The 20561-nt window shown below is 72.9% G+C and carries 18 protein-coding genes and 1 pseudogene; 12 read left to right on the top strand and 7 right to left on the bottom strand.

Annotated elements, in window-relative coordinates; translation table 11 throughout:
* The first annotated feature begins 19 nt into the window (after positions 1-19).
* Positions 20-1525 carry a glycoside hydrolase family 3 protein gene (locus Mam01_RS21935; RefSeq protein ID WP_204287104.1) on the top strand — a complete coding sequence of 502 codons (1506 nt, stop codon included), beginning with the start codon at positions 20-22 and terminating at the stop codon, positions 1523-1525.
* A gap of 117 nt (positions 1526-1642) precedes the next feature.
* Entirely contained in the window at positions 1643-2467 is an 825-nt protein-coding gene (locus tag Mam01_RS21930; protein WP_204287103.1) for an ATP-grasp domain-containing protein, read from the top strand.
* A 16-nt stretch (positions 2468-2483) separates the two neighbouring features.
* On the opposite strand, the gene Mam01_RS21925 is transcribed toward Mam01_RS21930, so the two are convergent.
* Together Mam01_RS21925 and Mam01_RS21920 are read right to left on the bottom strand one after the other, a co-directional pair.
* On the bottom strand, positions 2484-3245 hold the full coding sequence (locus Mam01_RS21925) for an SDR family oxidoreductase (RefSeq protein ID WP_204287102.1): 762 nt from the start codon (positions 3243-3245) through the stop codon (positions 2484-2486).
* Between the two features lie 182 nt (positions 3246-3427).
* Positions 3428-3682, bottom strand: coding sequence for a hypothetical protein (locus Mam01_RS21920; protein WP_150936768.1), 255 nt, complete (start codon positions 3680-3682; stop codon positions 3428-3430).
* 199 nt (positions 3683-3881) lie between these two features.
* Between Mam01_RS21920 and Mam01_RS21915 the strand changes: the two genes are divergently transcribed.
* From Mam01_RS21915 to Mam01_RS21905, 3 genes are all read left to right on the top strand, one after another.
* Complete coding sequence (locus Mam01_RS21915; protein ID WP_117410488.1) at positions 3882-4634, top strand: GntR family transcriptional regulator; 753 nt, start codon at positions 3882-3884, stop codon at positions 4632-4634.
* Between the two features lie 317 nt (positions 4635-4951).
* Positions 4952-5677: a GNAT family N-acetyltransferase gene (locus tag Mam01_RS21910; RefSeq protein ID WP_204287101.1), complete on the top strand. Its 726-nt coding sequence runs from the start codon at positions 4952-4954 to the stop codon at positions 5675-5677.
* Between the two features lie 51 nt (positions 5678-5728).
* On the top strand, positions 5729-6409 hold the full coding sequence (locus Mam01_RS21905) for a copper homeostasis protein CutC (protein ID WP_204287100.1): 681 nt from the start codon (positions 5729-5731) through the stop codon (positions 6407-6409).
* Between the two features lie 57 nt (positions 6410-6466).
* Here the strand turns inward: Mam01_RS21905 and Mam01_RS21900 are convergent, their stop codons facing one another.
* The 3 genes from Mam01_RS21900 to Mam01_RS21890 all read right to left on the bottom strand — a co-directional run bounded on the left by Mam01_RS21900 (position 6467) and on the right by Mam01_RS21890 (position 10915).
* Entirely contained in the window at positions 6467-8053 is a 1587-nt protein-coding gene (locus Mam01_RS21900; RefSeq protein ID WP_204287099.1) for a bifunctional NAD(P)/FAD-dependent oxidoreductase/class I SAM-dependent methyltransferase, read from the bottom strand.
* Positions 8054-8145: 92 nt separating this feature from the next.
* Positions 8146-9327: a DUF6986 family protein gene (locus tag Mam01_RS21895; RefSeq protein WP_204287098.1), complete on the bottom strand. Its 1182-nt coding sequence runs from the start codon at positions 9325-9327 to the stop codon at positions 8146-8148.
* A 265-nt stretch (positions 9328-9592) separates the two neighbouring features.
* Positions 9593-10915: an FAD-dependent oxidoreductase gene (locus Mam01_RS21890; RefSeq protein WP_204287097.1), complete on the bottom strand. Its 1323-nt coding sequence runs from the start codon at positions 10913-10915 to the stop codon at positions 9593-9595.
* Positions 10916-11150: 235 nt separating this feature from the next.
* Between Mam01_RS21890 and Mam01_RS21885 the strand changes: the two genes are divergently transcribed.
* Both Mam01_RS21885 and Mam01_RS21880 read left to right on the top strand, forming a co-directional pair.
* Positions 11151-11636 carry a hypothetical protein gene (locus Mam01_RS21885; RefSeq protein WP_239101507.1) on the top strand — a complete coding sequence of 162 codons (486 nt, stop codon included), beginning with the start codon at positions 11151-11153 and terminating at the stop codon, positions 11634-11636.
* Between the two features lie 177 nt (positions 11637-11813).
* A complete protein-coding gene (locus Mam01_RS21880; RefSeq protein ID WP_204287096.1) occupies positions 11814-13568 on the top strand; it encodes a proline--tRNA ligase in 1755 nt (584 codons plus the stop codon).
* Positions 13569-13604: 36 nt separating this feature from the next.
* Here Mam01_RS21880 and Mam01_RS21875 read toward each other — a convergent pair whose 3' ends face one another.
* Complete coding sequence (locus Mam01_RS21875; protein WP_204287095.1) at positions 13605-14231, bottom strand: ferritin-like domain-containing protein; 627 nt, start codon at positions 14229-14231, stop codon at positions 13605-13607.
* Positions 14232-14286: 55 nt separating this feature from the next.
* A complete protein-coding gene (locus tag Mam01_RS21870) occupies positions 14287-14859 on the bottom strand; it encodes a hypothetical protein (RefSeq protein WP_204287094.1) in 573 nt (190 codons plus the stop codon).
* A 160-nt stretch (positions 14860-15019) separates the two neighbouring features.
* Between Mam01_RS21870 and rimP the strand changes: the two are divergent.
* The 5 genes and pseudogenes from rimP to Mam01_RS21845 all read left to right on the top strand — a co-directional run.
* Positions 15020-15484, top strand: a pseudogene (rimP, locus tag Mam01_RS21865) (ribosome maturation factor RimP); the annotation flags it as partial.
* A gap of 119 nt (positions 15485-15603) precedes the next feature.
* Complete coding sequence (gene nusA / locus Mam01_RS21860; RefSeq protein WP_204287092.1) at positions 15604-16593, top strand: transcription termination factor NusA; 990 nt, start codon at positions 15604-15606, stop codon at positions 16591-16593.
* On the top strand, positions 16577-16879 hold the full coding sequence (locus Mam01_RS21855; protein ID WP_150936788.1) for a YlxR family protein: 303 nt from the start codon (positions 16577-16579) through the stop codon (positions 16877-16879). The genes nusA and Mam01_RS21855 overlap by 17 nt, the downstream gene beginning before the upstream one ends.
* Before the next feature lie 187 nt (positions 16880-17066).
* Positions 17067-20183 carry a translation initiation factor IF-2 gene (infB, locus tag Mam01_RS21850; RefSeq protein WP_204287091.1) on the top strand — a complete coding sequence of 1039 codons (3117 nt, stop codon included), beginning with the start codon at positions 17067-17069 and terminating at the stop codon, positions 20181-20183.
* Positions 20184-20256: 73 nt separating this feature from the next.
* On the top strand, positions 20257-20556 hold the full coding sequence (locus tag Mam01_RS21845) for a DUF503 domain-containing protein (RefSeq protein WP_167521514.1): 300 nt from the start codon (positions 20257-20259) through the stop codon (positions 20554-20556).
* The last annotated feature ends 5 nt before the right edge of the window (positions 20557-20561 follow it).

Genomic DNA, 20561 nt, shown 5'->3' with positions numbered 1-20561 from the left:
GATGCCCTGCGGGCGCAGCATGAAGCGAAGCCCCGACCTGCTCCGTCTCGCCGACACGGTCCTGCTGCCCGGCTTCGCCGGGACCACCGCCCCCGACTGGGTGCGGCGGCGGCTCGCGGGCGGCCTCGCCGGCGTGGTGCTGTTCTCGCGGAACGTGGACACCCCGGCCCAGCTCGCCGCGCTGACCTCGTCGCTGCGCGCGGAGAACCCCGACATCGTCATCGGCATCGACGAGGAGGCGGGGGAGGTGACGCGGTTGGAGGCGCGCACGGGCAGCTCACGGCCCGGCAACTACGCGCTCGGCGTCGTGGACGACGAGGAGCTGACCGAGCAGGTGGCCCGCGACATCGGGCGCGACCTGCGGCGGGCCGGGATCACCATCGACTTCGCCCCGGCCGCGGACGTCAACTCCAACCCGGACAACCCGGTCATCGGCCTGCGGGCGTTCGGCGCCGATCCGCGGCTCGTCGCGCGGCACACGGCCGCCTGGATCCGCGGACTGCAGTCCACCGGCGTCGCCGCCTGCGCCAAGCACTTCCCCGGGCACGGCGACACGTCCGTCGACTCCCACCACGGGATCCCGCGGGTGACCGCCTCGCGGGAGGAACTGGCCGAGGTGGAGCTGTTGCCGTTCCGGGTGGCCGTCCGCGAGGGAGTGCGGGCCGTCATGACCGGTCATCTGCTCGTGACGGCGTACGACGAGGAGCGGCCTGCCACCCTGAGCCCCCGCGTCCTCACCGGCCTGCTCAGGCGGGAGCTGGGCTTCGAGGGCCTGATCGTCACCGACGGCATCGAGATGGCCGCCGTCTCCGGCCGGTACGGCCTCGGCGGCGCGAGCGCGATGGCCGTGGCGGCGGGGGCCGACGCGGTCTGCGTGGGCGGCGAGAACGCCGACGAGGCGACCCACGCGCGCATCCGCGCCGCGATCGCCGACGCCGTGACGGAGGGATCGCTGACGGAGGAGCGGCTCGCCGACGCGGCGGCGCGCGTGCGCGCCCTCGCCGCCTGGCGGGTCGCGGTGGAGCCGGGGGACGCCGTGCCCGGCGAGATCGGGCTGGCCGCCGCCCGCCGGGCGCTGCGCGTCACCCTGCGCGGGCCGGCCGGGACGCTGCCGCTGGCGGCGGCGCCCCATGTGGTCGAACTCGCGCCGGAGACCAACCTCGCGATCGACAAGGGCATGCCGTGGGGCGCCGGGGAGCCACTGGCCAAGCTGCTGCCGGGCACCACGGTCGCCCGCCTGCGCGAGGAGGACGTGCGGGGGGTGCACGGGCCGGGCGACGGCGTCGCCGCCGTGGTCCTGCGCCAGGCCGCCGACCGGCCCCTCGTCGTCGTGGTGCGGGACGCCCACCGGCATCCCTGGCAGACGGACCTGCTGGAGCGCCTGCTGGCCGCCCGGCCCGACGGCGTCGTGGTCGAGATGGGGCTGCCGGGCCGTACGGACCTGGGGGCGGTCCACATCGCCACGCACGGCGCCGCCAGGGTCTGCGGCCAGGCGGCGGCAGAGGTCCTCGCCGGCCTCGGCTGAGGGCACCGGGCCTGTGACGGGGCCGCCGGGCGTGTGAGGGCGGGGGAGGCGGGCGGCGGCTGGGCGGTGCGGCGTGCGCCGTAGCATGGGCGCCGACGCACCGCGGATGGGAGTTCGATGAAGGTCGCCTACGTCACCACGGATCACCCGATCATCCGCTTCGACGACGAACGGGAGATCGTCCTCGCCGCCTGGCTCGGGGCCGGCATCGAGGGGTCGCCCGTGAACTGGCACGACCCCGCCGTCGACTGGGCGGACTTCGACGCGGCGGTCGTCCGCTCCGCCTGGGACTACATCGATCGGCGGGACGAGTTCGTCGCCTGGGCCCACCGGGTGGAGCGGGTCACGCGGCTGTTCAACCCGGCGCCGGTGCTCGAATGGAACACCGACAAGACCTACCTGCGCACGCTGGGCGTGCCGATCGTGCCCACCTTCTGGCCCGAGCCGGGCGCGGAGCTGCCCGAGTGGGAGGAGTACGTCGTCAAGCCGGCCGTCTCGGGAGGCGCCCGCGACACGATCCGCACCGCGGACCGGGAGACCGCCGCCGCGCACGCGGCCGCGCTGCTCGCCGAGGGCCGCACGGCCATGGTCCAGCCGTACATTCCGTCGGTCGAGCAGGAGGGCGAGCTGTCGCTGCTGTACTTCGGCGGCCGGTTCAGCCACGCCGTACGGCGGAATCCCATGCTGAGCGGCGAACCCGTCGCGGCGAACCGCGCCACCCTGCGCGACCCGGACGACGACCAGTTCGCGCTGGCCGAGCGGGTCCTGGCCGCCGTGCCGCAGGACCTCCTCTACGCCCGGGTGGACCTGGTACGGATGCCGGACGGCGAGCCGGTGCTGATCGAGGTCGAGCTCACCGAGCCGTACCTGTTCCTGCGGGACGAACTGGCCGCGCCGGACCTGTTCGCCGAGGTCCTCGCCGAGACGCTCAAGGCGGGCTGACGCCCGCGGCCGGGGCTCAGCCGTGCGTCGAGATGCCGCCGTCCACCGGGATGACGGCCCCGGTGAGGTAGGAGCCGGCCCGTGAGGCGAGGAAGATGGCCGCGCCCGCCATGTCGTCGGGCCGGCCGATCCGCCCCAGCGGCACGCCGCTCTCGATCGCGCCGCGCATCTCGGGGTCGTCGAGCGCGAAGGCCATCATCTTCGACTCGAACGGCCCGGGGGCGATCGCGTTGACGGTGATCGACTCCTTGGCCAGCCGGTGCGCCAGATGCCGGGTCAGCATGTGGACCCCCGCCTTGGCCGCCGAGTAGGCGTAGTTCTCCATGAACGGCACCCGCAGCCCGTCGACCGACCCGATGTTGATCACGCGGGCGGGGTCGCCGGGCGAGGCGGCGGCGCGCAGCAGCGGCAGGAACCGGCGGGTGAGGAAGAAGACGCCCTTGACGTTGATGTCCCAGAGCTTGTCGAAGGCGTGCTCGGGATACTCCTCCAGGGGCGCGCCCCAGCTCGCCCCGGCGTTGTTGACGAGCACGTCGAGCCGGCTCTCGCGCTCGGCCACCGCCTGCGCCAGCGTCTCGACGCCCTCGGGGGTCGACAGGTCGGCCCGGACCGCCCGGCAGCCCAGCTCCGCGGCCGTGGCCTCCAGTTCGTCCTGCTTGCGGGAGGAGATGTAGACGGTCGCGCCCGCGTCGAGGAACCCACGCGCGATCATCTTGCCGATTCCCCGCGAGCCGCCCGTCACGACGACCGTCTTGCCATCCACCGAGAACAGAGTCATGAGGGGAGCGTACCGACCGGTCGGTTCCCGGCTCGCGCCGCGCGGCGGCGGGGTCGACGGTGCCGGGGTTGACGGTGCCGGCTAACGGTGGCGCGTCCTGGCGGGCGTGGGGGACCCGCCAGGACGCGCTCCGCCCCGGCGCGAGGCCTCGACCCCGGCGAGGGTTGGGGTCGAGACCTCGTTCAATCGCACGGAGTCTCTGGGGAGAGGCCGTCGTCCGGCCGCTCCGGCGTGCGGTGGTGCCGCATGATCAGGCGTGTCGCGCCGTCGGGGTCGTCGGAGGGATGGGTGATCAAGAACTCATCCTCATGCCACACAAACGACCCGTTCCTGCACCAGACCGTCAAGTCGGTGGATACCGACAGCACGGACATGCCGTTCCCGTTGCTCTGGTAGGTGTGGGTGAACCCCTGCCGGTGCAAGGCGTAGCGCAGCATGCGCGTCGCCTCGCAGGGGTCCCGCCAGGGCAAGTACGGCGTGCCCGCACGGACCGCTAGCACCTGCCCCACCTCCATTGGATGGATTTGTACCAACGTTTGGATAATGCGCGGCCCGGAGGGCTCCGGTCAAGGGGTTGTTTCCCGCTAGACCGAGATCCTCTAGATTTGTTGGAACAAAAGGGTGGATTGAGGAAAGATGGCACGATCGTCGCTCTATCAGCAGGTGGCCGCCGAGGTGCGCAGGGCCATCTACGCGGGCGAACTCGCGCCGGGGGACCAGATCCCGACCGAGACCGACCTCATGGAGGCGCACGGGGTCAGCCGCAACACCGTACGGCTGGCGCTGGGCGAACTGGAGAACGAGGGTCTCATCCTGCGGATGCGCCGGCGTGGAACGTTCGTACGCGAGCGCCGTCCCCTCCTCATGCGGCCCCAGGACGAGTTCCTCGCGCACGACCAGGAAGAGCCGCGGTTCGACGCGTTCGTCCACGCCGTCCGGTCCGAGGGCCGTACGGCCGACCAGCGGATCGAGGTGTCGATCGTCGAGCCGCCCGAGGACGTGGCGACCCGCCTCGCCCTCGCCGACGGCGCCCTGGCCGTGGTGCGCCGCCGCCTGCGGTTCGTCGACGCCCAGCCGTTCAACACGCTGGACTCGTACTTCCCGCTGGAGATCGTGGGGGGCTCCGAGATCGCCCGGCCGGGGGACATCACCCGCGGGGCCAACAGGGTGCTGGAGGAGCTCGGGCACCTGCAGACCCGCGTGGTCGACGACCTCTCGGCCCGCATGCCCACCTCCGACGAGTCGGCCCGGCTCCAGCTGGAGCCGGGCACCCCGGTGGTCGTCCACACCCGGGTCGGCTACGACGCCGACGACACTCCGGTCCGCGTGGCCGTGTCCGTGCTGCCCGCCGACAAGCATCTGATCCGATACGAGCTGGAACGTCATTGACGAGGCCCGGGCGCCCGCTCCCCTGAGCGGGCGCCGCAGGCCGAGCCCTCCTCCGGGGGGCCCATCCCTCCTGTGCGCCGGCCCGCCCGGCCGCTGCGCCGATCACTGTGCCCGTCCGTGGGCCGATTCCCGCACGGATCACCGTGCCGTTCCCCATGCCGTTGCCCATGGCGGTCCCCGGGGTCGATCCCGCCGTGGGCCTCGCCGTACCCGCGCGCCGTAGCGAGGTCCGCCGTCCACCGCGACGGACGCTGTACGGCATCTCGCCGTCACTCTGAGTGATCGGATCACCCCCCTCGGCACGAAAGGAATCAGGCATGCCTGCGAACACCCTGGATCTTGTTACGGAACTCACGCTGCGTCGCGCCACCCCCGCCGACCTTCCGGGGGTCCTCGCCCTGCTGGCCCGCACCGCCGGCTGGCTGAACGGCCTCGGCGTACGGCAGTGGCCGGCCGGGGGCTTCCCCGCCGAGCGCATCGACCCGCTGATCGGCGAGGGGGTCATGTACCTGCTCGACGCCGGTGAGGCCGCGGAGACCCTCGACGGCGCCGCCCGCGTGCCCGCCGCCACGATCGCGGTGGACGGCCACGCCGACGCGGAGTTCTGGACGCCGCGGGACCGGCCGGAAGACGCGCTGTACGTCCACAAACTGGCCGTGCACAGGTCCTTCTCGGGCCAGGGCCTGGGGGAGGCGCTGCTCGACTGGGCGGGCCTGCGGGCCGCCGTCCACGGCCGGCCGTACCTGCGACTCGACTGCTCGAAGGACAACGCCCGCCTGCAGGCGTACTACCGGGGAGCGGGTTTCCGGCACGTCCGCACCGTCGACCTGCCGCACCGCGCCTCGGGGGCGCTGTTCGAGCGGGACGCCTGCGCCGTGCTCCCCGCGTGGGACCGTTCCGGGCACGGCGAACCGGCGATGCGGGGGCACCGGCGGCGGCAGGAGCGCCACACTCCGGCGGTGCCGGCCCCGCGTGGAGGTCACGGGACGCAGCAGTTGCGCGTTCTTGACATCACGGCACACAACGAGTTGATCGAGTGCTGAACAGGGCGGATGCCGTGAGGCGCCGCAAAGGGACCCGATACTGTTCACATCATGACGGGATCCCTCCTTGAAGTGATCGCGCTCGATCTGCGTGACGCCGTGGCCGCCGAGGAGGGTGGGGCGGACCGCCTGGAGGTCGTGTCCGACATGGGCTCGGGCGGGCTCACCCCCTCGGCGGACCTCGTCGCGGCCATCGCCCGCGAGTGCGGGCTGCCGCAGATGATCATGCTTCGCCGCGACGCCGGGTTCACCGTGCGCCCGGAGGAGCTCGACCGGCTGCGCCGCGACGTGAAGGAACTGACCGAGGCGGGCGCGGCGGGGTTCGTCTTCGGATTCCTCGACGAGGACGGCTCGGTGGACGTGAAGGCGACCGAGGCGCTGATCCAGGCCGTCTCGCCGCTGCCCTGGACCTTCCACCGCGCCGTGGACCACGCCGCCGACGTGCGGGCCGCGTGGCGTGCCGTACGGCTGCTGCCGAACCTGGCGACCATCCTCACGTCGGGGTCGCCCGAGGGCGTCGGCAGCGGCCTGGACGTCCTGCGGACCCGGGCGGAGGCGGGAGACGCCTCGCTCGTGCTCGCCGGCGGCGGCCTGCGCGAGGCGCACGTCCCGGCGCTGCTCGACTACGGCATCCGCGCCTTCCACGTGGGCGGCGCGGTGCGGGGCTCCTGGCAGGAGCCCGTCGACCCGAACCGGGTCAGGCACTGGCGCCGCCTGGTGGACCGGCTCTGAAGCCCGGCGCCGTCCGGCCCGGCGTCGTCAGGTACGGCGTCGTCAGGTACGGCGTCGTCAGGTACGGCGGCGCGCGACCAGGACGGCGTCCCGGATGGTGATCTCGCGCCCCTCCGGGTCCGTCGCCGTCCGCGGCCGGGCCTCGGCGGCCGTGACCTCCCAGCCGGCCGGGTCGAGCGAGGCCGCGATCTCCTCGGCGGTGAACATCGCCTGCGGGAGGTGCGTCCGGTGGGCCACGGTCAGCAGGTCGAGCGGGTGGTGCCCGACGATCAGCAGGACGCCGCCCGGCGCCACCGCCGCGGCCAGCCGGGTGTACAGCGCCCGCCGCGTCTCGACCGGCAGGTGCATGTAGTGCGCCGACACCAGGTCGTACGCGCCCTCGGGGAGCGGGTGGTCGCGCAGGTCGGCGTGGAGCCACTCGATGCGGGCCGCGACCTCGGGGCCGGCGTCGGCGGCGTGGGCGGCGGCCCGCTTCAGCGCGGTGGCCGAGATGTCCGTGCCGGTCACCCGCCAGCCGCGCCCGGCGAGCCACACGGCGTCGGCGCCCTCGCCGCTGCCGACGTCGAGGGCCCGGCCCGGCGGCAGATCGGCGGCCTCGGCGACGAGCTGTGCGTTCGGGCGCCCGCTCCAGACGGCCGGCCGTGACTGGTAGCGCTCCTCCCAGGCGGCCTCCTCGAACATCGTGCCCATCAAGTGCCGGTAGGCGTCGACCGCCTCCGCGGTCTCCTCGGCGACGAGGTCCATGTTGATCGCCGCGCCGGTGGTCAGGCCGGACGCGGCGGCCGTGATCACCTGCGCCATGAGGTCGGCCGTGTTCCCCGCCACGTAGACGCCGGGCACGGCGGTGGCCCCCGTCGGCTCCGCGGGGATCCGGCTGCCGACCACGTCACCGTTCTTCTCCACATCGACCGGCGTGAGCCCGAGCGACCGCGCCACGTCGGCGCGGGCGGTGAACCGCGGCGCGACGACGACCGCGTCGAGCGCGATCACGTCGCCCGAGGCCAGGCGTACCCCGGTGAGCGTGTCGCCGGTCACCTCCACCTCCGCGACCTGGCCGTCCACGACGGCGATCCGGCGCGCGGCGAGCCGCTCGGCGTGCTCCGCCGGCAGAGGTGCGGCGCGATGGTTGAGGAACACCACGTTCTCGGTCCACTGCCGCCACAGGCAGGCCTGCTCGACAGCGTGCGGGCCGGTGGCCAGCACGCCGATCCGCCGGTCGCGGACCTCCCAGCCGTGGCAGTACGGGCAGTGCAGCACGTCGCGGCCCCAGCGTCCGGCCAGGCCGGGCACGTCCGGAAGCTCGTCCGCGAGCCCGGTCGCGAGCAGCAGCCGTCGTGCCCGGAGCGCGCGCCCGTCGTCGAGCGTCACGAGGAAGCGGCCGTCGTCCTCCCGTGCCGCGTTCGCCACGCGCCCGTCGGTGATCTCACCGCCGTACGCCGCGACCTCCGCACGCCCGGCCGCCAGCAGTTCGGCGGGCGGTGTGCCCTCCCTGCCGAGGTAGTTGTGCACGTGCGAGGCGGGCGCGTTGCGCGGCCGCCCGTCGTCGACCACCAGCACCGACCGCCTCGCCCGCGACAGCGCCAGGGCGCCGCTGAGCCCGGCCGCGCCGCCGCCGACCACGATGACGTCATATGTCCTGTCCACCCGAGTCTCCTCTCATCGCTCGGGTCACGATGCGCCATGATCGGCTGGATCGCCAAACAACGTTGCCGATATGGCAAAGACGGGCGCGCCGCTCAGCCGAGGGCCTGGTCGGCCCGGGCCAGCGCGGCGACCAGCGTCCGTATCGTCGCGGGCTCGTCCAGCACCCCGCCCGCCGCGGCCCGCCGCTCCTCCCACGCGCGCACCCGGTCGGCGTACTTCTCGTAGCAGGCGAGATGGAAGGCGTAGACGGTCGTGAAACGGCTGACGAGGTGCGAGGGGTGCATGTCCCAGCCCTGGTGGAAGCCGTGGGACAGCGAGTGCGTCACCAGAGCCGAGTGCCTGCGGAGCAGGGCGTGCACGTCGGCGGCCGAGTCGGAGGCGGGCGCCGCGGCGAGGGAGCCGTCCGACAGTTCGACGCCCGTGCCGGCGAGCGCGGTCCGCATCACGTGCCTCGCGTGGTCGCACGCGGGATGGTCGAGCCGCTGCTCGTCCGGGGGCAGCCCGACCGCCGCGGTGTAGTCGAACACCCCGAAGTGCGCGGCCGCGAGCCGCCCGCCGAGCGACGGCACCAGATCGGCCGACCGCTGCAGGATCAGCACGGTCTGCGGGGCCTCCACCTGCATCTCGAAGCGCAGCGTCCCGGAGGGCAGCGCCAGCGCCCGCTCCAGCGCCTCCAGGCAGCGGGCGAACTGACCGAGGTAGTCCTCCATGAGGACCTTGGGGAAGGTCACCGTGAACCCGTCCGGAAGCCGCCCGGCCCGCCGGACGACCTCGGTGAGGAACCCGTCGAGCGTACGGATCGAGCGGTGCGGGTCGCCGTCGGCGAAGGACTTCACCCGCAGTCCCCACCGGCGGGGGAGGGTGCCCGCCCGGTGCATCTCGGCGACGGCCGCCGCCGCGGACTCGGCGTGCCGGTCCTCCTCCTCCGGCGCGCGCACGCCGTACCCGTCCTCGAAGTCGATCCGCAGGTCCTCGATGGGCTCGTTGTGGAGCTTGCGGCGGACCCGTTCGTGCACGGGCTGGGCCAGCCCGGGGTCCAGCCCGAACAGCGCGGCCAGCTCGCCGGGGGTGAACAGCAGCCGGTTCAGCAGGTCGGTGGCGGCGTGCCGCCATTCGTGGACGACCCCTGCCGTGACCCGGTCCGCCGGCACGTACACGGTGTGCACCGGCTGCCACGCCGGCTCCTGGCCCGCGGGGTAACGGGCGAGCTGGTCACGGTAGACGTGGCCGAAGCCGTCGAGCAGCCCGTCCAGGCCGGTCAGCGTCGTCTCCATGGGGACGATCCTCGCAGAGTCCCGGCACGGCCACTTCATCACGCAACGTCGCCACGTTGCGACGGAGAGTTGGGTACCCTCTTACTCGAACACGCGAGCGAAAAAAGAAACGGCCCCCTGCCGGGGGCCGTAGAGCCCGGGGACGTAACCCCGGGCGCGGTGACACCATGTTAGGGCGTGATGGCGATGTGCGACAACCCCGTTCCTCGATCCGTGCGTGTCGGTCTCTACGTCGACGGGTTCAACCTCTACGCGCGGTGGGCGCTCAGGAGGGCGTTCCCCTGCGCGTGAGACGGCCGGCCGCGCCCAGCATGGCGTCCCTGCCCACCAGCTTCACCCGCTCGCCCCGCTTGAGGTTCTCCGCCAGCGCCGTCTCCGCGGCCTCGATCCCGAGCCAGTCGTCGTACGTCACCGGGCGCACGCCGCGGGCGGCGAGCAGGTCGTCCAGCCGGGCGGTGGCGGTTCCCGGCTTGACCTCGGCGAGCAGGGTACGCACGGTCTCCGCGGCGTCGGACTTGTTGGTCCCGATCACCCCGGTCGGACCCCGCTTCAGCCAGCCCGCGACGTACTGCCGGTCGGTCACCTTCCCGGCGACGTTGGGCACCGTCATCGCCCGCGTGTCGAAGGGCACCCCGGGCAACGCGACGCTCCGGTAGCCCACCGAGCGCATGACCATGTCCGCCGGGATCGTCTCGAACTCGCCGGTTCCGACGACCCGCCCGTCCTCCAGGCGGGTCCGCTCCAGCCGTACGCCCTCGACCCGGGAGACCCCGAGGATCTCCACCGGGCGCAGCCAGAAGCGCACCTCCAGACGGCGCGGCCGGTCGGCCGGCTCGCGCTCCGACCATGACCGCAGCACGTCCACGTTGCCCTTGACCTGCCGCGACAGGGCGGCCAGGTCACCGGTCGCGACCTCGTGCGGGAAGGTCAGGACGTCGGCGTTCAGCAATTCGCCGAGCTCGCGCAGCTCCTTGAGGGTGAACTTGGCGTGTTCCGGGCCGCGCCTGCCGACCATGTGGATGCGCCTGACGCGCGAGGAGGCCAGCCGGTCGAGCACCTCCTCGGGCACGTCGGTGCCGCGCAGTTCGTCGGCGGTCTTGGCCATGATCCGCACGACGTCCACGGCGACGTTGCCGACGCCGATGACGACGACGTCCTCGGCGTCGAGCGAGAAGGTGTCCGGCGGGACGTCGGGGTGGCCGCAGTACCAGTTGACGAAGTCGGTCGCGGCGACGCTGCCCGGCAGGTCCTCGCCCGGGATGCCGAGCTGTCTGTCGACCATCGCGCCGGTGCAGTAGACGACCGCGTCGTAGCAGGACAGCAGGTCGTCGGCCGAGACGTCCGCGCCGAGTTCCACACCGCCGAGGAAGCGCACCCCAGGCGTCTCCAGGACGCGCCGGAGGTATCCGGCGATCGACTTGATCGAGGTGTGGTCGGGCGCGACGCCGTACCGCACGAGCCCGTAGGGCGTGGGCAGACGTTCGAGCACGTCCACCTCGACGGGGTCGTGCGACTGTTTGACCAGTGCCTCGGCCGTGTAGATCCCGGCTGGGCCCGACCCGACGATCGCGACGCGCAGTGTCACCATGGCCTCCCGGCAGCGGCGGCGTCTCTGGCTTCGATTCTTTATCATCGGCGGCGGCCGTGTCACCGGAACGCCATGCCGAGGCACCGGACTGTGATCCTTTCTGTGATCCGTGTTGTGATGATTCGTGGGGTTGCGGCGACCCGCGGCCGCGATCAGAGTGATGCTCGTGGGCTCTGGGGCTAAAAGACGGGGAAACCCGCGGACGAGACGGCCGGGCGGTGGGACCCTCCCTGACATGAGGGGACTGCGCGGGGGGCAGGACGAGCCCGGGGCCTCGCCGGCCACGGCCCGGGGGTCGCGGAACGATCGAGGCGACGGCCGCCGCTACGAGGCACTGGGCCGGGTCATGGCCACGCTGTCCGGCGAGGCGGAGACGCTGGAGGCGTGCCGCGACCTCACCTGGTGGCGGACGACCGACCACTCCTGGCATATCGAGTGGCGCGACGGCCCGCAGGCCGCGGAGGTGGCGGCGCTGCTGGTCGAGCGGATCGGCGAACCGGGCCCCGACGCCGCGCCCGCCGCCCCGGCCGGTCCCGCGACCGCGTCGACCGCGGTGATCGACGTGCTGGGGGTGACCTTCGTGCTGCGGGCGATCGACCCGTTCGGCATGGAACGGCTGCGGTCCAGGCCCGGCCTCTGGCGGCTGTCGGCGGCGCTGGACGGGCCGGCGGGCGCAGGGGAGCGGTCGCGCCAGCACTGGGAGGAACTTCTCGGCGGCTGAGCGGCGGGCGCGCGTTGAGGGGAGGCGGCCGGTGCCCCGAGTCGATAGCCTTGGAGCACATCGTCTTCGTCTCCCACGTCGCCGCCGGGGCTCCGCGAGGAGATCCGCGCCGGAGTCTCCGGCCGCGGCGATCCGGGGGAGACGTCGCGGGAGACCTCTCACGAGCAAGGAGTAGCCGTGCTGCTGCGTATGTCGACCCTGTTCCTGCGCACCCTGCGTGAGGATCCGGCGGACGCGGAAGTGCCGAGCCACAAGCTGCTCGTCCGCGCCGGCTACGTCCGCCGGGTCGCGCCCGGCATCTACTCCTGGCTGCCGCTGGGCAAGATCGTGCTGGAGAACGTCGCCCGGGTGGTCCGCGAGGAGATGGACCGGATGGGCGCGCAGGAGGTGCTGTTCCCCGCGCTGCTGCCCCGCGACTACTACGAGCCCACCGGCCGCTGGACCGAGTACGGCGACACGCTGTTCCGCCTGAAGGACCGCAAGGGCGCCGACTATCTCCTCGGGCCGACGCACGAGGAGATGTTCACCGACATGGTCAAGGGGGAGTACTCCTCCTACAAGGACTATCCGGTGACGCTGTACCAGATCCAGACCAAGTACCGCGACGAGGCGCGTCCCCGGGCCGGCATCCTGCGGGGCCGGGAGTTCGTGATGAAGGACTCCTACTCCTTCGACCTCGACGACGACGGCCTGAAGCGGTCCTACGAGATGCACCGCGACGCCTACATCCGCATCTTCGACCGCCTCGGCATCGACTACCGGATCTGCTTCGCCATGTCGGGGGCGATGGGCGGATCGGCCTCCGAGGAGTTCCTCGCGCCCTGCGACACCGGTGAGGACACCTTCGTGGCCTGCCACAACTGCGGGTACGCGGCGAACGCCGAGGCGGTCGTGACACCCGCACCGCCCGCGGTGACCGCCGAGCAGCCGGCCATGGAGGTCCTCGACACGCCCGGCACGCCCACGATCGAGTCGCTGGTGACGTACGTCAACGAGCGGTACGGCCTCGGAATCACCGCGGCGGACACCCTGAAGAACCTCGTCGTCAAGGTCCGCACGCCGGGCTCCGACGAGGTCAGGACCGTGGTCGTCGGCGTACCCGGCGACCGCGAGGTGGACTTCAAGCGCCTGGAGGCCGCGCTCGCGCCCGGTGTGCCGGAGATCTTCGAGGCCGAGGACTTCGCCCGCCACCCCGGCCTGGTGCGCGGCTACATCGGCCCGCAGGTGCTCGCGGACCTCGGGATCACCTACCTCGTCGACCCCCGCGTCGTGGCGGGCTCGGCCTGGGTGACCGGCGCCAACGAGCCGGGCAGGCACGCCGCGCACGTGGTCGCGGGCCGTGACTTCCAGCCCGACGGCACGATCGAGGCCGCCGAGGTGCGCGCGGGCGACTCCTGCCCCCGCTGCGCCCACCCGCTGTCGATCGACCGCGGCATCGAGATCGGGCACATCTTCCAGCTCGGCCGCAAGTACGCCGACGCGGCCCACCTCGACGCGCTGGGGCCGGACGGCAAGCCCATCCGCATCACCATGGGCTCGTACGGCGTCGGCGTGTCCCGGGCGGTGGCGGTGCTGGCCGAGCAGCGGCACGACGCGCTGGGCCTGGTGTGGCCCAGGGAGGTGGCCCCCGCCGACGTGCACATCGTCGGCACCGGCAAGGAGAACCAGATCGAGGTGGCCAGCGAGCTCGCCGAGAGCCTGGAGGCGCGGGGACTGCGCGTGCTGGTGGACGACCGTCAGGGCGTGTCGCCGGGCGTCAAGTTCAAGGATTCCGAGCTGCTGGGCGTGCCCACCGTCCTGATCGTCGGCCGTGGGCTGGCCCAGGGCGTGGTGGAGCTGCGCGACCGGGTCGCCGGGACCAAGGAGGAGATCCCGCTGGACCAGGCCGTCGACCGCGTCCTCGCCGCCTGCCTCCCCGCCTCTTCCGCGTGACCTTTCCGGTAGGGCCGGCCTCCGGCCCTACCGAGGTCAGGACCCGGAGGGAGCGGCGTCGGGAAGCCCGGCTTCCGGTTGCGCGGTACTCGCTTCTGTAGTGCTGGTTTCCGTGGGGCCGGTTTCCGTGCTGTCGGGCGATCCGCTGTCGGGCGATCCGCTGTCGGGCTGTGCGGTGTCAGGCTCTGCGGTGTCGGGCGGTCCTGCCTGAGTGGAGCCGGTGTCGCGGCCGGGCATGCCGGGGAAGGCGCCGATCTCCGGCTGCCAGCCGTACGCGCGCGTCGCGCTCTCCTGCGCCGCCAGCGCGGCGAGCCGCCGCAGGGCGGGATCGCGGTCGGCGGCGAGCTCCAGGTAGGCGGTGACGACCCGCTGCTCCACGAGCACCGCCAGGCGCACCGCGTCGGACGGCGTGCGCACCTCGAACGGCAGGCCGTAGGAGGGGCCCGGCTCGGTGGGTGTGCCGCCCCGCTGGGTGATGAGCGTGCGCAACTGGTCGCGCCGCGCCCGGTGCGCGTCGAAGCCCGCCGTCGCCCGGGCGAGCAGCGCGCCCTTCGTCCTCCCGCCGACGACTCCGTAGGCGTACACGGCGGCGTACTCGGCGGACAGGGCCCGGCCGAGGGCGGCGACAGAGGGCCCCGCGGCGGAGCCCGGAGCAGGGCTCACCGCCGGGCTCACTGACGGGCTTACTGCCGGGCTCACGGCGGGCGGGGTCGCGGGCTCAGCCACGAAGCCTCCCCAGGGCGACGACGTGGACGGCCTCGCAGGCGCCGATGCTGACCAGAAGCTGGGCGAGTGCGGGCGAGGCCGTGGCGGTCTGCGCGGGACGCGCCGCCGCGGAGGCCTTTTCGAAGTCCCGCAGCACTCCGACGGAGACCTGGGTCGAGCCGTCGGAGGGCGATCCGGACGGCGATGCGGGGGGCGATCCGGAGGACGACGGGGCCGACGTGATCGGAGCGGTCCCGGCGGGCAGCAGCGCGCGCAGCGCCCGCACGTGAGCCGCGTGCCGCTGCCGGAACGGCTCCAGCGTGGCGGCCCGGCCGGGCAGCGCGGCGACCGCGCGCCCGTACAGCGCCACCAGCCGCTCCTTGTCCGCGATCAGCTCGCCGATCAGCACGGCCTGCGGGTCCGGAGGGGGTGGCGTGACGGGCTTGTCCGGGCCGTTCGAACAGCCTCCCGCGGCGGCCAGGCCCGCCGCGGCGGCGACGCCCAGCAGGGCACGTCTGGTCACCCGTGCCCCGCCGCTGTCCCCTCTGCCGCCGCTGCCCCCTTCACCGCCGCTGTCCTCTTTCACGACACAGCATCGTACGGCGCGCCGCCCACTGGTCCCCGCCCGTGACCGTGATGATCGTGTGCGTGTCGGACGGTCGCCCGGGTGTGGCGCAGTTTCCACCTCCCGGTGTCGATAGGCTGTTGGCACATCGGGCTAGTTACATGGTCGTAGGGAGGTCGGCATGGGCAGCGACGCTCGACGCGGCCGCCTGGTCGAACTACTCGGCCCGGTGGTCGCCGCCGAAGGGTTCGACCTGGAGGACGTGACGGTCACTCCGGCGGGACGCCGGAGGCTGGTGCGCGTGGTGGTGGACCGGGACGGCGGCGTGAGCCTGGACGACGTGGCTGACGTGAGCCAGTCCGTCTCCAAGCGGCTCGACGAGGTGGACGTGCTCGGCGGCAGCGCGTACGTGCTGGAGGTCACCTCCCCCGGCGTGGACCGGCCGCTCACCGAGCCGCGCCACTGGCGCCGGGCGCACGGGCGGCTGGTGCGGGCGGAGCTGCGCGACGGCACCTCGGTGGAGGGCCGCGTGACCGCCGCGGACGAGTCCGGTGTGGAGCTGGACGGCGCGCGCGGCATCGCCTTCGGCGAGCTGGTGCGCGGCCGCGTGCAGGTCGAGTTCAACCGGCGCGACGCCGGTCTCGACGACGAGCACGACGGCGAACTTGATGACGAACGTGACGAGGACCTCGATGTCGACGAGGACATCGCCGACGCCGCCGACACCGGCGACGAGGGCTAGGGGGGAGCCTTGTGGACATTGACATGAGCGTCCTGCGCAGCCTGGAGCGGGAGAAGGACATCTCCTTCGACCTGGTCGTCAAGGCGATCGAGGACGCGCTGCTGATCGCGTACTTCAGGACCGAGGGCGCGGCGCAGAAGGCGCGCGCCGAGCTGGACCGCGACACGGGCCACGTGGTGATCTGGGCGGCCGAGCTGGGCGAGAACGGCGACGTCGTGCGCGAGTACGACGACACCCCGTCCAACTTCAGCCGGATCGCCGCCACCACGGCCAAGCAGGTCATCCTGCAGCAGCTCAGGGACGCCGAGGACGAGATCAACTTCGGCGAGTTCGCGAGCCGCGAGGGCGAACTGGTGGCCGGCGTCATCCAGCAGGGCAAGGATCCGCGGGTGGTGCTGGTCGACCTCGGCAAGATCGAGGCGATCCTCCCGCACAACGAGCAGGTCCCGGGCGAGGAGTACGCGCACGGCGAGCGCATCCGCTGCTACGTCGTGCAGGTGAAGAAGGGTCCGAAGGGCCCGTCGGTCACCCTCTCGCGCACCCACCCCAACCTGGTGAAGAAGCTCTTCGCGCTGGAGGTCCCGGAGATCGCCGACGGCACGGTGGAGATCGCGGCCATCGCCCGGGAGGCGGGCCACCGCACCAAGATCGCCGTACGGTCGCGCAAGCCGGGCGTCAACGCCAAGGGCGCGTGCATCGGCCCGATGGGCTCGCGGGTGCGCAACGTGATGACGGAGCTGCACGGCGAGAAGATCGACATCATCGACTGGTCCGAGGACCCGGCCGAGTTCGTCGGGAATGCCCTGTCTCCCGCGCGTGTTTCCCGTGTCGAGGTGGTCGACGCCGATGGCCGCATGGCGCGCGTCATCGTGCCCGACTACCAGTTGTCCCTGGCCATCGGCAAGGAAGGGCAGAACGCCCGCCTCGCCAACCGGCTGACCGGCTGGCGGATCGACATCCGGCCGGACACCGAGCAGGCCCCTGCTGATCCCGCCGATGCGTCGGCGAGGTAAGCTGGAAGACGGTTGCCGGGCAGTCCCGCTGAGAACGTGTGTGGGCTGCCGGGTTCGCACGGTAAAGTCCGAGTTGCTCCGCCTGGTCGTGGTCGAGGACGTCATCGTCCCCGACGTGCGAGGACGGCTCCCGGGACGTGGTGCCTCGTTGCACCCGTCCCCGCGCTGTCTGGAGCTCGCAGAGCGTCGCAGGGCGTTCCCTCGCGCGTTTCGCGCGCAGGGGTCGCTTGACACGTCGCTCTTGCGGGATCACCTGGAGGGGTTGACGCCGGGGCGGTCCGGGTGAATGGTTACCGCTGGTCCCCGGTATCGGCTCCGGGAATCAGGGCACGACGTAATTGTCATGTAGGACGCCGAGTTGATGGGCGGAGTCAGATTGCTATGAGCGCCTGATGAGCACGCGGCGATGAGTACGTTCAGGTAGCGACGGTCCGGCGGCACTGCTAGCCTCCCGGGCCGAGTTAGGGAGTGCAGTGGCGAAGGTCCGGGTATACGAGCTCGCCAAGGAGTTCGGGGTCGAGAGCAAGGTCGTCATGGCCAAGCTCACCGAAATGGGCGAGTTCGTGAGGTCGGCGTCCTCGACGATAGAGGCGCCGGTCGTCCGCAAACTGACCGAGGCGTTCAAGGGTGACGCCTCCAGGGGCGGGGGTAGGCCCGCCCGTCCGGCGCAGCCGAAGCCTGCGCCCAGGCCGGCTTCAGAGAGCCAGGTCAACGGGGGCGCCCCACAGGCGCCCGTTTCCCAGTCCGGCGACACGGTCGCGCGGCCGGGCCCGAAGCCGGGTCCGCGGCCCGCTCCGCGGCCGGTTCCGATGCCTCATCCGCAGGTGGCCCAGCCGGAGGCGGCGCGCCCCGAGGCCGCCCGTCCGCAGGGACCCCGTCCGGACGTTCCGCGTCCCGACGCCCCGCGTCCGGACACCTCCCGGCCCGCGGCCTCAGGCTCACGGCCCGGTGGTGCCGCACCCGGAGCGCCCAAGCCGGGCCCGCGGCCCGCGCCGGCGTCGCGCCCGGGTGGCGCGCCCGCCGGTCCCGGTGCCCCGAGCGGTGGCGCCCCGCGTCCCGGTGGCGGTGGACCCAAGCCGGGCCCGCGCGGCCCGCGTCCGGGCAACAACCCGTTCTCCTCGACCGCCAGCGGCATGGGCCAGCGGCCCGCGCGGCCCGGCGGCCGCGACGGTGGACGTCCCGAGCGAGGCGACCGTCCCGACCGTGGAGACGGCGCTCCTCGTGAGCCGCGCCGTGACGGCGCCATGCCGCGTCCGCCCGCCGCGCGCTCCGGCGCTCCCGGCGCGGGCGGTCCGCGTCCCGGCCCCGGGGGCCCGCGTCCCGGTCCGGGCATGGGCGGTCCCCGCCCGGGTCCCGGCGCCGGAGGTCCGCGTCCCGGAGGTCCGCGTCCGAACCCGATGATGATGCCGCAGGGCCGTCCGGCCGGACCGGGCGGCGGCGGCGGTCCGCGTCCCGGTGGCGGCGGTGGCCGTCCCGGTCCCGGTGGCGGCGGTGGCCGCCCGGGTGGTGGCGGCGGTCGTCCCGGTGGCGGCGGCTTCGGCGGTCCGCGTCCCGGCGCCACGGCCGGTCGTCCCGGCGGGCCGGGCGGTGGTCCCGGCGGCGGCGGTGGCGGCGGCTTCGCCGGTCGTCCCGGCGGTGGCGGCGGCCGTGGCCGCGGTGGCGGCACGGCGGGCGCGTTCGGGCGTCCGGGAGGCCGTCCGACCCGTGGCCGCAAGTCCAAGCGCCAGAGGCGCCAGGAGTTCGACAACATGCAGGCCCCGGCGATCGGCGGCGTGCAGGTCACACGTGGCGGCGGGCAGACGATCCGCCTGCCGCGGGGTGCGTCCCTGGCGGACTTCGCCGACCGGATCGGTGCGAACCCGGCCTCGCTCGTGCAGATCATGCTGCACCTCGGCGAGATGGTGACCGCGACCCAGTCGGTCAGCGAGGAGACGCTCCAGCTTCTGGGCGCCGAGCTGGACTACGACGTCCAGGTCGTCAGCCCGGAGGAGGAGGACCGCGAGCTCCTCGAGTCCTTCAAGATCGAGTTCGGTGAGGACGAGGGTGACGAGGGCGACCTCGCGCCGCGTCCGCCGGTCGTGACCGTCATGGGTCACGTCGACCACGGTAAGACGAAGCTGCTCGACGCGATCCGCCACACCAACGTGGTGGCCCGCGAGGCCGGCGGCATCACGCAGCACATCGGCGCCTACCAGGTGGGCACCACCCACGAGGGCGAGCCGCGCAAGATCACCTTCATCGACACCCCGGGTCACGAGGCGTTCACCGCCATGCGTGCCCGTGGTGCGCAGGCCACCGACATCGCGGTGCTGGTGGTCGCGGCCGACGACGGTGTGAAGCCGCAGACGATCGAGGCGCTGAACCACGCCCAGGCGGCCGACGTGCCGATCGTGGTGGCGGTCAACAAGATCGACAAGGAGGGCGCGGACCCGACCAAGGTGCGGGCCCAGCTCACCGAGTACGGCCTGGTGGCCGAGGAGTTCGGTGGCTCCACGCTCTTCGTGGACATCTCCGCCAAGCAGGGCGTCGGCATCGACGGCCTGCTGGAGGCCATCCTGCTGACCGCGGACGCCGAGCTCGACCTGCGGGCGAACCCGGACATGGACGCCCAGGGCCTGGCCATCGAGGCGCACCTCGACAAGGGCCGCGGCCCCGTGGCGACCGTGCTCGTGCAGCGCGGCACGCTGCGGGTGGGCGACTCGATCGTCTGTGGCGAGGCCTTCGGCCGCGTCCGGGCGATGCTGGACGACAACGGGGAGACGGTCGAAGAGGCCGACCCCTCGCGTCCGGTCCTGGTCCTCGGTCTGACCGCCGTCCCGCGCGCGGGCGACAACTTCATCGTCGTCGGCGACGACCGGATGGCCCGTCAGATCGCCCAGCAGCGGGCGGCCCGGCAGCGCATCGCCGACATGGCCAGGTCCGGCCGTCGGCGCACTCTCGAGGAACTGTTCAAGGACCTCGAGAAGGGCCAGGTCGACGAGCTCAAGCTCATCATCAAGGGTGACGTCTCCGGTTCCGTCGAGGCCCTGGAGGACGCCCTGCTCAAGATCGACGTGGGCGAGGAGGTCAAGCTCCGCGTGCTGCACCGCGCCGTCGGTGCCATCACGGAGTACGACGTCAACCTCGCGATCGCCGACGACAACGCGGTCATCATCGGCTTCAACGTGCGGCCCGAGGTCCGGGCCCGCGACCTCGCCGAGCGCGAGGGCGTCGACATCCGGTACTACTCGGTCATCTACCAGGCGATCGAGGAGATCGAGGCGGCCCTCAAGGGCATGCTCAAGCCGGAGTTCGAAGAGGTCCGGACCGGCACGGCCGAGGTCCGCGAGGTCTTCAAGGTTCCGAAGATCGGCAACGTCGCCGGTTCGATCGTCCGTACGGGCGTGATCACCCGCAACAGCAAGGCACGGCTCATCCGCGACGGTGTCGTGGTGGCCGACAACCTCACCGTCTCGTCGCTGCGCCGCTTCAAGGACGACGCGACCGAGGTCCGCGAGGGCTTCGAGTGCGGTATCGGTGTCGGTTACAACGACATCAAGGTCGAGGACGTCATCGAGACGTTCGAGATGCAGGAGAAGCCGCGCGCCTGACGCACCGCGCCGCCGCCCCCGCACCACGCGTGCGGGGGCGGCGGTCGGGCGTCTTCGCCGTGGTGAGACATCCATGTTCATCGGTGCACTTACTCTTGACGTCCTGCTCGGCGACGTCCGCTCGCTGAAGCAGAAGCGCTCCGTGGTCCGGCCGATCATCGCCGAGATCCGGCGACGTTTTCCCGCCGTCGCCGTGGCCGAGGCGGGGCATCTCGACCTGCACCGGCGCGCCGAGATCGGCGTGGCCGTGGTGTCGGAGTCGGCGGCCAACTGCGACGAGGTGCTGGACGCCTGTGAGCGGGTAGTCGCCTACCACCCCGAGATCGAGCTGCTGTCGGCGCGGCGGCGGCTCTTCAACGACCACGAGGAATAGACGGC

This window comes from Microbispora amethystogenes (genome assembly GCF_016863015.1).
In the GTDB taxonomy this organism is placed as follows: Bacteria; Actinomycetota; Actinomycetes; order Streptosporangiales; family Streptosporangiaceae; genus Microbispora; species Microbispora amethystogenes.
The sequence above is the reverse complement of the archived record's forward strand: the minus strand, read 5'-3'. Positions and strand labels throughout refer to the sequence as shown.

Excerpts from the sequence above, each read along its gene's own strand:
- Mam01_RS21885 (WP_239101507.1), top strand. The coding sequence starts at position 11,151 with ATGAGGGGACTGCGCGGGGGGCAGGACGAGCCCGGGGCCTCGCCGGCC.
- Mam01_RS21935 (WP_204287104.1), top strand. The coding sequence starts at position 20 with ATGAAGCGAAGCCCCGACCTGCTCCGTCTCGCCGACACGGTCCTGCTG.
- nusA (WP_204287092.1), top strand. The coding sequence starts at position 15,604 with ATGAGCGTCCTGCGCAGCCTGGAGCGGGAGAAGGACATCTCCTTCGAC.
- Mam01_RS21855 (WP_150936788.1), top strand. The coding sequence starts at position 16,577 with ATGCGTCGGCGAGGTAAGCTGGAAGACGGTTGCCGGGCAGTCCCGCTG.
- Mam01_RS21930 (WP_204287103.1), top strand. The coding sequence starts at position 1,643 with ATGAAGGTCGCCTACGTCACCACGGATCACCCGATCATCCGCTTCGAC.
- Mam01_RS21925 (WP_204287102.1), bottom strand. The coding sequence starts at position 3,245 with ATGACTCTGTTCTCGGTGGATGGCAAGACGGTCGTCGTGACGGGCGGC.
- Mam01_RS21915 (WP_117410488.1), top strand. The coding sequence starts at position 3,882 with ATGGCACGATCGTCGCTCTATCAGCAGGTGGCCGCCGAGGTGCGCAGG.
- Mam01_RS21905 (WP_204287100.1), top strand. The coding sequence starts at position 5,729 with ATGACGGGATCCCTCCTTGAAGTGATCGCGCTCGATCTGCGTGACGCC.
- Mam01_RS21890 (WP_204287097.1), bottom strand. The coding sequence starts at position 10,915 with ATGGTGACACTGCGCGTCGCGATCGTCGGGTCGGGCCCAGCCGGGATC.
- Mam01_RS21845 (WP_167521514.1), top strand. The coding sequence starts at position 20,257 with ATGTTCATCGGTGCACTTACTCTTGACGTCCTGCTCGGCGACGTCCGC.
- Mam01_RS21910 (WP_204287101.1), top strand. The coding sequence starts at position 4,952 with ATGCCTGCGAACACCCTGGATCTTGTTACGGAACTCACGCTGCGTCGC.
- Mam01_RS21920 (WP_150936768.1), bottom strand. The coding sequence starts at position 3,682 with ATGCTGCGCTACGCCTTGCACCGGCAGGGGTTCACCCACACCTACCAG.
- Mam01_RS21895 (WP_204287098.1), bottom strand. The coding sequence starts at position 9,327 with ATGGAGACGACGCTGACCGGCCTGGACGGGCTGCTCGACGGCTTCGGC.